At 59.2% G+C, this 9,659-nt stretch carries 7 protein-coding genes; 6 read left to right on the top strand and 1 reads right to left on the bottom strand.

The features are described from left to right. The first annotated feature begins 346 nt into the window (after window positions 1–346). Entirely contained in the window at window positions 347–1,654 is a 1,308-nt protein-coding gene (locus MHY24_RS08825) for an anaerobic C4-dicarboxylate transporter (RefSeq protein WP_239229938.1), read from the top strand. Window positions 1,655–1,792: 138 nt separating this feature from the next. Continuing rightward, on the top strand, window positions 1,793–3,460 hold the full coding sequence (locus MHY24_RS08820; RefSeq protein ID WP_239229936.1) for a formate--tetrahydrofolate ligase: 1,668 nt from the start codon (window positions 1,793–1,795) through the stop codon (window positions 3,458–3,460). A 12-nt stretch (window positions 3,461–3,472) separates the two neighbouring features. Here the strand turns inward: MHY24_RS08820 and MHY24_RS08815 are convergent, their stop codons facing one another. Next, window positions 3,473–4,303: a RecB family exonuclease gene (locus tag MHY24_RS08815; protein WP_239229934.1), complete on the bottom strand. Its 831-nt coding sequence runs from the start codon at window positions 4,301–4,303 to the stop codon at window positions 3,473–3,475. 46 nt (window positions 4,304–4,349) lie between these two features. On the opposite strand from MHY24_RS08815, the gene MHY24_RS08810 reads away from it, so the two are divergent. From MHY24_RS08810 to dop, 4 genes are all read left to right on the top strand, one after another. Beyond that, entirely contained in the window at window positions 4,350–5,603 is a 1,254-nt protein-coding gene (locus MHY24_RS08810; protein WP_239229932.1) for a M18 family aminopeptidase, read from the top strand. A 28-nt stretch (window positions 5,604–5,631) separates the two neighbouring features. After that, window positions 5,632–6,468 carry a tRNA (adenine-N1)-methyltransferase gene (locus MHY24_RS08805; protein ID WP_239229930.1) on the top strand — a complete coding sequence of 279 codons (837 nt, stop codon included), beginning with the start codon at window positions 5,632–5,634 and terminating at the stop codon, window positions 6,466–6,468. Between the two features lie 86 nt (window positions 6,469–6,554). Continuing rightward, window positions 6,555–8,120, top strand: a complete 1,566-nt coding sequence (gene arc, locus MHY24_RS08800; protein WP_239229928.1) for a proteasome ATPase — start codon at window positions 6,555–6,557, stop codon at window positions 8,118–8,120. Then, the gene (gene dop / locus MHY24_RS08795; protein ID WP_239229908.1) at window positions 8,117–9,649 is read left to right on the top strand and encodes a depupylase/deamidase Dop; all 1,533 of its coding nucleotides are present in this window, start codon (window positions 8,117–8,119) and stop codon (window positions 9,647–9,649) included. The genes arc and dop overlap by 4 nt, the downstream gene beginning before the upstream one ends. The last annotated feature ends 10 nt before the right edge of the window (window positions 9,650–9,659 follow it).

The raw sequence follows: 9,659 nt of genomic DNA, 5'->3' as shown, positions 1-9,659 counted from the left end.
AAACCACGCAAAGCACTCAACTGGCGCACCCCAGCCGAAGTCATGACCAACGCCCTCACACAAACCGGTAGCATCAAACCAAACTAACCATCATCGTTGCAACGACCCCTAGAATCCGCCCGGCGGTTGCTAGTTTCCTTTTACGTCCCTGTGCTGGGCGAATGCGGAGAAGGATACCGACCGTCTTATAACGAGACACTTAATACATGTGGGAATCAACACAAACGGACAATTCGAGTGAATAAATCGACGTGACAGGTGCAGAATAGAAGATGTTGAGGACGGCATGCACTCTGTATGGGGATGCGTGCCCTTAGTTTGCATACAGAGCGTATGGAGTATGTCCATGGTTATTGTTCATATAGTCATCGTTCTCGCCGCCATTTTCTTGGGCGCGAGGATTGGTTCAATTGGTATCGGTATGGCCGGCGGCCTCGGTGTGTTGGCCCTTGGTCTCACCGGTGTCCCCATTACTAGGGAAGACATCCCGTTCGACGTCATCGGTATCATCATGACCGTCATTGCCGCCATCGCCGCGATGCAGAGGGCTGGTGGCATGGACTACCTGGTGCACATCGCAGAAAAGTTTCTGCGCAAGAACCCGAAGCGGATTACGTTCTACGCGCCCATCGTTACGTGGTTGATGACGGTACTGGCTGGTACCGGCCACACTGCATTTTCCACGCTACCGGTCATTGTTGAGGTAGCTAAAGAAGGCAAGGTTCGCCCTTCACGCCCGCTTTCCATTGCGGTAGTTGCCTCTCAGATGGCAATTTGTGCCTCTCCTATTTCTGCCGCAGTGGTTCTCCTAGCCAGCCTGTTGGAACCAGCTGGAGTGGGCTATTTGCAGGTGCTGGCGGTCGTCATTCCGGCAACGTTCCTGTCTATCTTCCCGGCTGCGTGGATTGCTAATAAGTTTGGCAAGGAACTAGATGATGACCCGGTGTACCAGGAGCGCAAGGCGCAAGGCCTGGTTAAGCAACCACTGGGTGCTGAGAACTTCCAGCCGCAGAAGGGTGCCAAGGCTTCTGTTCTGGTGTTCCTGGTAGCCATCGTCATCGTGATGGCATGGGCCACGCTGACCTCGGAGCAGGTCGGCCTAATTGCAGAGCCAACCCTGCCACGTAATGAGGCCATTATGACGGTTATGCTCACCGCGGCCACCATCATCGTCATGATGACGAAGGTCCCGGCCGGAGATGTTCTCAATACCCCGGTATTTAAGTCCGGTATGTCCGCATGTATTTGTGTGCTTGGCGTTGCATGGTTGGGCACCAGCCTTATCAACCACTACATGGACGATATTCAGTCTATGGCTGGCAGCGTTATTGAGTCTTCGCCGTGGCTGCTCGCGGTGGTCTTGTTCTTCGCCGCAGCGCTGCTGTACTCGCAGGCCGCTACGACCAAGGCCCTCATGCCAGCAGCCCTGGCTCTGGGCGTAAGCCCCCTTACCGCAGTCGCTGCTTTCCCGGCCGTCTCGGCTCTGTTCATCCTGCCGACCTACCCAACGCTGCTGGCAGCGGTGGAGATGGACGATACAGGTTCGACTCGAATCGGCAAGGCCGTATTCAACCACCCATTCCTTATCCCAGGCACGGTCAGCATCGTGGTTTCTGTCCTGTTGGGCTACGCATTCGGCCTCGTCATCCTGTAAAAGATAGACGACAAGTCCACCCACAAGGCGCCCTGGAGGGCGCCTTTTTGGATCGCAGCAAGGACGGGCTGATTGATTCAATTCACTTTCTTAGAAAAATCCGGGTTATTTAACTCGCAGGCTCGGTAGGCTAAAAACATGACTACTCAGCCATCCGATGTTGAAATTGCCCAAGCCCACCAACTGCAGCCAATCGCGGAGATCGCGTCCAAGGCAGGCATTCCTGCCGACGCCGTGATTCCCTACGGCACCACCAAAGCCAAAGTCGATATCACCAAGGTGGACTATTCCAAGGAAAACCAGGGCAAGCTGGTGCTTGTCACCGGCGTATCGCCCACACCTGCCGGCGAGGGCAAGTCCACCGTTCTCATTGGCCTTACCGACGCCCTGGACAAGTTGGGCAAGAAGGCCATCGTTGCACTGCGCGAGCCCTCCCAAGGACCAGTGATGGGTATTAAGGGCGGCGCGGCTGGCGGCGGCTATGCACAGATCGTCCCCATGGAAGACATCAATCTTCACTTCACCGGCGATTTTCACGCCATTACCTCTGCAACCAATACCCTGGCCGCCATCATTGATAACCACATCCATCAAGGCAACGCCTTGGGCATCGACCCGCGACGAGTGACGTGGCAGCGGTGCATGGACGTCAACGACCGTGCCCTGCGCAACGTGGTGACCGGTCTGGGCGGGCCAGCTCACGGTGTGCCTGCAGAAACCGGTTTCACCATTACCGCGGCCTCCGAAATCATGGCAATCCTGTGCTTGGCCACGAACCTCGATGACCTAAAGAAGCGCCTCGGCGATATCACCATCGGCTTCACCTATGATCAGCGCCCTGTTACTGCGCGCGACTTGAATGCGGAGGGGGCGCTCACGGCGCTCATGCGTGATGCCCTCAACCCCAACCTGGTACAGACCCTTGGCGGCGTGCCGGCCTTGGTGCACGGTGGGCCATTCGCCAATATTGCGCACGGCTGCAACTCCCTGCTGGCAACCCACACCGCACTGCAATTCGGCGATATCGTCTTAAGCGAGGCTGGGTTTGGTTCCGACCTAGGCGGAGAAAAGTTCGTCGACATCAAGGCGCGCTTTGGCGACCTAGATGTTGCCGGTGCCGTGGTCGTTGCCACCATCCGCTCGCAGAAATACAACGGCGGTGTGGCCAAGGATAAGCTCACCGAGGAAAACCTGGATGCCCTCAAGGAAGGCATAGTCAACCTAGAGCGACACGTAGAAAACCTGCGCAAGTTCGGGATCAAACCGGTAGTAGCGCTCAACCTCTTCTGGTCCGATACCGAAGCAGAACGCGAGTTTATGCGACAGTGGGCCGAAGATTTCGGCGTGGCCTTGGAGGAAGCCAACGTGTGGTCCGAGGGCGGCGCGGGCGCTACCAAGCTGGCAGAGACTTTGCTGGAGAACCTGCAGGGAGGCGCCAAGCAGCTTTACGATCCGCAGGAGGGAATCGAGGCCTCCATCGAGACCATCGCGCGCGAGATCTATCGCGCGGACCGTGTGGAATACGGGGCTAAGGCGCTCAAGGATCTGAAGTACATCCAGGACAATGGCTGGGACAAGCTGCCCGTGGTGATCTCTAAGACGCAGTACTCCTTCAGCGATGATGCCTCTGCTCTGGGGGCGCCGGAAGGCCATACGCTGCATGTGCGCGAACTGCTGCCGCGCACCGGTTCGGGATTTATCGTCGTGCTCACGGGCAACGTCATGACGATGCCGGGGCTGCCGAAGAAACCGGCGGCCAATAATATCGACGTCGATAAGCAGGGCACCATTTCGGGCCTTTTCTAGGCAGGTGCGGCGCTAGTCCTTCTTATCCGTCGCGGAACCCGGCCAGCCCGGGTACTGCGGCGGAGTGCCGCCAAACTCCGGGCAGAGATCCTGGTGGGCGCACCAGCCGCAGAGCTTGGATGGCTTCGGGCGGAAGTCCCCGGCGCGCCCATCCGCCTCAATTTTGGCCCACAGCTCGCCGAGATCGCGCTCGAAGTATTCGAGCTCCTCTCGGTTAGGCGTGAGAAACATCGAGTCCAACACCTTGAGGTACATCAGGCGCAACTGGTGGGGAATGGTGCCTAGAATGCGCCAGTAGACCAGCGCATAAAAGCGCATCTGGAACTGTGCATCCTGGGAATAGCGGGGAAGCGGCTTCTTTCCGGTTTTATAATCCACGACTCGGACCTCGCCGGTTGGCGCGCGGTCCACGCGGTCGATGAAGCCACGGACGGGGACGCCATTGGGCAGGACCGTATTGACGTACATCTCGGTTTCTTGGCAATCAAAGCCTTGTGGATTTTCCATCTGGAAATAGCCTTTGAGCAATTCCCTGGCAGCGACGAAGAAGTCGTAGGTGTCTTCTTCTGGCACGAGCTCTAAAAGTTCCTCGTCTTTGGCGGTCATCTCTGCCCAGGAAGGCTTAATCATCTTTACCGCGGCAGGATAGGTCCGCTCGTCGCGCGGTAGCTTGTGCATCTCTTCCAGGACGGCGTGCACGAGGGTTCCTTTGACCTGCGCGATGGTCTTGGGCTCGGGCAACTTGTCAATGGCACGGAAGCGATAGAGCAGCGGGCACTGCTTATAGTCGGAGGCGCGCGAGGGTGACAAGGCGAGTGGGCGGGGTGTAGATGAAGTAGCCATGGTGTATCTAGCCTATCGCCGCGCGATTCGTGGCAAGCTAGGAGGTATGAGTTATACCGCAGATTTCCTAGATTTTATTGCTGCTTCTCCTTCTTCGTACCACGCTGCCGATGAGGTATCCCGCCAGCTGCGTGAGGCGGGATTTGAGGTACAGGATGAGGGAACGCAGTGGTCCGCTGCGCCTGGCGGCCACGTCATGGTGCGCGGCGGCGCGGTAGCGGCGTGGTACGTGCCAGAGGGCGCGGATAAGAATTCTGGTTTCCGCATCGTGGGGTCGCATACGGACTCGCCGGGCTTGGTTCTTAAGCCCACGCCGGACTTTTCCGCAGCCGGCTGGCAGCAGGTGGCAGTAGAGATCTATGGAGGGGCGCTACTGCATACTTGGTTTGACCGGGAGCTGACCGTTGCCGGGCAGATTGTCACCAAGGATGGCACTCGGCACCTGGTCAATACTGGCCCGGTACTGCGCCTGCCGTCGCTCGCCATTCACCTCTACCGCAAGGATGAGTTTAAGCCGGATCGCCAGCACAACATGCAGCCGGTTTTGAGCGTCGGAGACCCGGAGGCGTCGATCTTGCAGGTAGTGGGGGAAAAGGCGGGCGTCGCCAAGCAGGATATTGCTTCCTTCAACCTGATTACGGCCGATGCCGCTCGCGGCGAAGTCTTTGGCGCCGGCGAGCAGTTCATCGCGGCCGGACGCATGGATAACTTGTCTTCCGTGTATGCCTCGTTGGAGGCGATGAAGAAGGCCGCCGAGAGTTATCGCGGAAACGATATCTTGGTCATGATGGCCTTTGACCATGAAGAGGTGGGATCCAGCTCGCGCTACGGTGCGGGCGGACCAATCCTGGCGGATGTGCTGACCCGCACGGCGCGGGCGCTGGGGGCCAATGAGGAGGAACGCTTCCAGATGTTCTCCCGCTCGAGCTGTGTCTCGGCCGATGCCGCGCATTCGGTGCACCCCAACTACGTGGGCAAGCACGATCCCACGCACCACCCGATCATCGGCAAGGGCCCGGTGACCAAGATCAACGGCAACCAGCGCTATGCCTCCGATGCCACCACGGTGGCGCTGTGGGAAGCAGCGTGCGAGAAGGCAGGCGTGCCGGTGCAGCGGTTTGTGGGCAATAATGATGTGCCCTGTGGCTCGACCATTGGTCCCATTACGGCGACGCGTCTGGGCATCGACACCGTGGATGTGGGCGTGCCCATGCTGTCCATGCACTCGGCGCGAGAAATGGTAGGCGAGCGGGACCAAGTATGGCTCGCGCAGGCACTTGAGGCATACTTGGTGGGATAGTAACCGCAACCTCGAGGAGTCTTGAGACATGGCTTATTCCGGCCCCTTTGCCTATGGCGACCGCGTGCAGCTTACCGACGCCAAGCGGCGCCACTACACGGTCATTCTGGAAGAAGGAGGCCAGTTCCACTCCCACAAGGGCATCATTAACCATGATGACATCGTGGGTATGGACGAGGGCTCGGTTATTGAGTCCACCCTTGGCTCCTCCATCCTGCTTTTCCGCCACCTGATGGTGGACCACGTGCTGTCGATGCCGCGCGGTGCCGCGGTGATCTACCCCAAGGATGCGGCGCAGATTTTGGTAGAGGGCGATATCTTCATGGGCGCGCGCGTGCTAGAGGCCGGCGCCGGCTCCGGTGCGCTGTCCATGTCCCTGCTACGCGCCGTGGGCCCAGAGGGGCATGTGTATTCCTATGAGGTGCGCGATGATCACCTCGAGTATGCGGTAGATAACGTCAAGGAATACTTTGGCGAGCAACCCGAGTGGTGGTCGCCGCGCCTAGGCGATTTAGGAGATGTCACCGCCGAGGACTTGGGCGGTCCAGTCGACCGCGTAATCCTCGATATGCTCGAGCCCTGGGAGCACTTGGAGACCGTGCGCGATCTCCTCATCCCCGGTGGTGTCTTCATGACCTACGTGGCAACGGTGCCGCAGTTGATGAAGGTCATGGAAGGCATTCGCGAGCTCAAGTGCTTCACCGAGCCTAAGTCGTGGGAATCGCTGGTGCGCGAATGGAAGGTTGAAGGCTTGGCTACCCGCCCAGAGCACCGTATGAACGCGCATACCGCCTTCCTTATCTGGACCCGTCGCTTGGCCGATGGCGTCACTCCGCCGCGTCCGCAGCGCCGTGCCCGAAAATAGAGCCCGAAAGTAGGCTCATCAGATCGCCCAGAATTTAAAGCGCAAGTGGCCTCTTTAGCCGGCCAGCCCGCGTTAGAGTAGTGGGCATGGATCAAGCCACGGACTACAAGCGGCAGGTCAACCAGCTTGCCGCCCGCAATCAGAGGTTGGCCGGCTTATTAAAAGAATCGCGGGTGAAGCTGGAACAGCTTTTTGCGGAGGTCAATGCGCTGGCAGAGCCGGCATCGACCTACGGCGTTTTCCTCGGCTATTCGCCTACCCACAGCGAGGTGGGAACCACCGCGGAGGTCTACACCAATGGCCGCACCATGCAGCTTAAGGTCTCGCCCAATGTGGAACCAGGTAGCCTAGTAGCCGGCCAGCAGGTTCGCTTGGGCGATGGCTTCGTGGTGGTGGAAGGGTGCGCACCCGAGCGCACGGGCGAGCTCGCCACCGTGGTCGAGCGCTTAGGAGATCAACGCCTCATCGTGGCAAATTCCTCCGGCGAGGAAAAAGTGGTGCTGCTATCGCAGGCACTGCGCGAGGAAGCCCGCGTGGCAGCAGGCGAAATTGTGCTCGTTGATCCCAAGGCTGCAATCGCGCTGGAAAAGGTGGAAAAGACAGAGCTTTCCCAGCTGTCCCTCGAAGAAGTGCCGGATGTGCGCTACGAGGACATCGGCGGACTAGACGAGCAGATTTCCCAGATCCGCGATTCCGTGGAACTGCCGTTTATCCATCCGGACCTCTATCACCACTACGAGCTACAGCCGCCTAAGGGCGTCCTCCTTTATGGCCCGCCTGGGTGCGGTAAGACGCTCATCGCCAAGGCCGTGGCCCATTCCTTGGCGCAGCAATTGGGCAGTGATGGGCCGAGTTACTTCCTCAATATCAAGGGCCCAGAGTTGCTCAATAAGTATGTAGGTGAGACGGAACGCCGCATCCGCCTCATTTTTGAGCGCGCCCGCGAACTAGCCCAGCTGAGTTCTGATCGGCCGGTGGTCATCTTTTTTGATGAGATGGAGTCCATCTTCCGCACCCGTGGCTCAGGCGTGTCCTCGGATATGGAAACCACGGTGGTGCCGCAGCTGCTCACGGAACTCGACGGAGTAGAAAGCCTTTCCAATGTGATAGTCATCGGCGCCACCAACCGCGAGGAGCTCATCGATCCCGCCATCATGCGCCCCGGTCGGCTGGATATCAAGATCCGGGTCAACCGGCCGAATAAAGAGGGCGCCCGCGAGATCTTTGCTCGCCACTTTGCAGAATCCGTGCCGCACGAGGGCACGCTAGAGGAACTCATCAGCGCCGCGGTGGATGAGCTCTATGCCGATCGCCCCTTTGTGCAGCTGCATTTTTCCAGCGGAGAGCGCGAAATTCTGCACTACCGGGACTTTGTCTCCGGCGCGATGATTGCCAATATCCTTTCACGTGCCAAGAAGCTGGCTATTAAGGAAGCGTTGCAGATGCGTGCAGATTGCGAGCAGGGGGAAGGCGAGCATCGCGGGGGCATCGCCAAGCAGCATTTGCTCCAGGCCATCGCAGCCGAGCGCGCCGAATCCGAGTACGTGCCCACCTCTACCAACCCGGAGGAGTGGACTAAGATCATTTCCCAAGACCATGCTGGAGCCCGCGTAGAACGGGTGGAGCTACTGACTGCAAAGAGGAGCGCATGAGTCGCGTAGTAGGCACCGAGACCGAGTACGGAATTGCTACCCCAGAGCTATCGGAATATTCGCCCATCATTTCTTCCACGCACGCGGTGGTAGCTTATGCCGCTATGCACACTGGGGCGCGCTCGCGCTGGGACTTTGCTGAGGAACACCCGCTGCGCGATTCCCGCGGCTTTGATCTCAAGCGCTATCAAACCGTGCCCGTGGTGGATCCCAACGCCATCGGGGTGGCCAATGTGGTCACGGCCAATGGTGCGCGCTTCTATGTCGACCACGCGCACCCGGAATATTCCGGCCCAGAGTGCACCAATGCCTGGGACGCCACGCTTTACGACGCCGCAGGTGACGCTACGCTCCTGCAATCAGCAGCGGCCGTAGCGGGCCTTACTGAGCAAGGAAAGTCTGTCCTTGCCAACCACGACCCGTGCCCTGCCTTGCGTTTCTACAAAAACAACGTGGACGGCAAGGGCGCGTCCTATGGCTCGCACGAGAACTATCAGTATTCTCGCGCCACGGATTTTGACACCATGGCGCAGGCCCTTATTCCATTTTTCGTGGCCCGCCAGGTAGTCATCGGCGCTGGGCGCATGGGGATCGGCGAGTTTGGCGAGGAGCCGGGATTCCAGATTTCCCAGCGCGCTGACTATATTGAGCAGGAAATTTCGCTGGAGACCACCCTCAATCGCGGCATCATCAATACCCGCGACGAGCCGCATGCGGTGCACGCGGACTATGGGCGCCTCCACGTCATCATTGGGGATGCGAATATGTCGCAGACCTCCACACTGCTCAAACTGGGCATGACCTCCCTGGTGCTCGATGCGATTGAGCAGGGCGTGGACTTTAGCGATCTTCGCTTGCAGGATGCCGTGGCGGAGGTCCCGCGCGTCAGCCGCGATCTCAGCCTGCAACATCGCCTTGAGCTTGCCGACGCCCGCCAGCTCACCGCCCTAGAAATCCTCGCCGAATACCGCGCTCGCGTCACCCCACGCACCGACGCAGACCACAAGGTGCTTGCGGCTTGGGACGAGGCCGTAGCACTTCTGGCAAAGGACCCGATGCAGGCCGCGCACCTTTTGGATTGGGTGGCGAAATATCGCTTGATCAAGGGCTACCTCGACCGCGGTATCGATCCGGCAGACCCGAAGCTGCGCCTGATTGACCTGCAATACGCGGAGATCGATCCGGCAAAGTCGTTACACCACGCGCTGGTGCGTAAAGGTCAGATGCGCCAGATCTTTAGCGCTGCAGAGATTGAAGACGCCGCCAGCACCCCTCCGGAGGATACCCGCGCGTATTTCCGCGGCCGAGTGACACAGAAATTCGGCGAGGACATCATTGCCGCGAGCTGGCAAAGCCTCACCGTTCGGGTAGGCGAGACAACCGCGGCGCCCTGGGCCACGGTTCCGATGGATGAGACCACCGGCCTGACCCGCGCCCAGTGCGAGGAGATCATCGACACCGCACGTACGGTGGAGGATCTCCTCCAAGGACTCACTGACAGCGGGATTCAGCCCGAGTACCGTAATTAATAACCAAGCA

This window comes from Corynebacterium sp. ACRPQ (assembly GCF_022347225.1).
GTDB lineage: Bacteria > Actinomycetota > Actinomycetes > Mycobacteriales > Mycobacteriaceae > Corynebacterium > Corynebacterium tuberculostearicum_D.
The sequence above is the reverse complement of the archived record's forward strand: the minus strand, read 5'-3'. Positions and strand labels throughout refer to the sequence as shown.

Bases quoted from the DNA above. Each gene is read 5' to 3' on its own strand.
- MHY24_RS08825 (WP_239229938.1), top strand. From the start codon at position 347: ATGGTTATTGTTCATATAGTCATCGTTCTCGCCGCCATTTTCTTGGGC.
- MHY24_RS08820 (WP_239229936.1), top strand. From the start codon at position 1,793: ATGACTACTCAGCCATCCGATGTTGAAATTGCCCAAGCCCACCAACTG.
- MHY24_RS08815 (WP_239229934.1), bottom strand. From the start codon at position 4,303: ATGGCTACTTCATCTACACCCCGCCCACTCGCCTTGTCACCCTCGCGC.
- MHY24_RS08810 (WP_239229932.1), top strand. From the start codon at position 4,350: ATGAGTTATACCGCAGATTTCCTAGATTTTATTGCTGCTTCTCCTTCT.
- MHY24_RS08805 (WP_239229930.1), top strand. From the start codon at position 5,632: ATGGCTTATTCCGGCCCCTTTGCCTATGGCGACCGCGTGCAGCTTACC.
- arc (WP_239229928.1), top strand. From the start codon at position 6,555: ATGGATCAAGCCACGGACTACAAGCGGCAGGTCAACCAGCTTGCCGCC.
- dop (WP_239229908.1), top strand. From the start codon at position 8,117: ATGAGTCGCGTAGTAGGCACCGAGACCGAGTACGGAATTGCTACCCCA.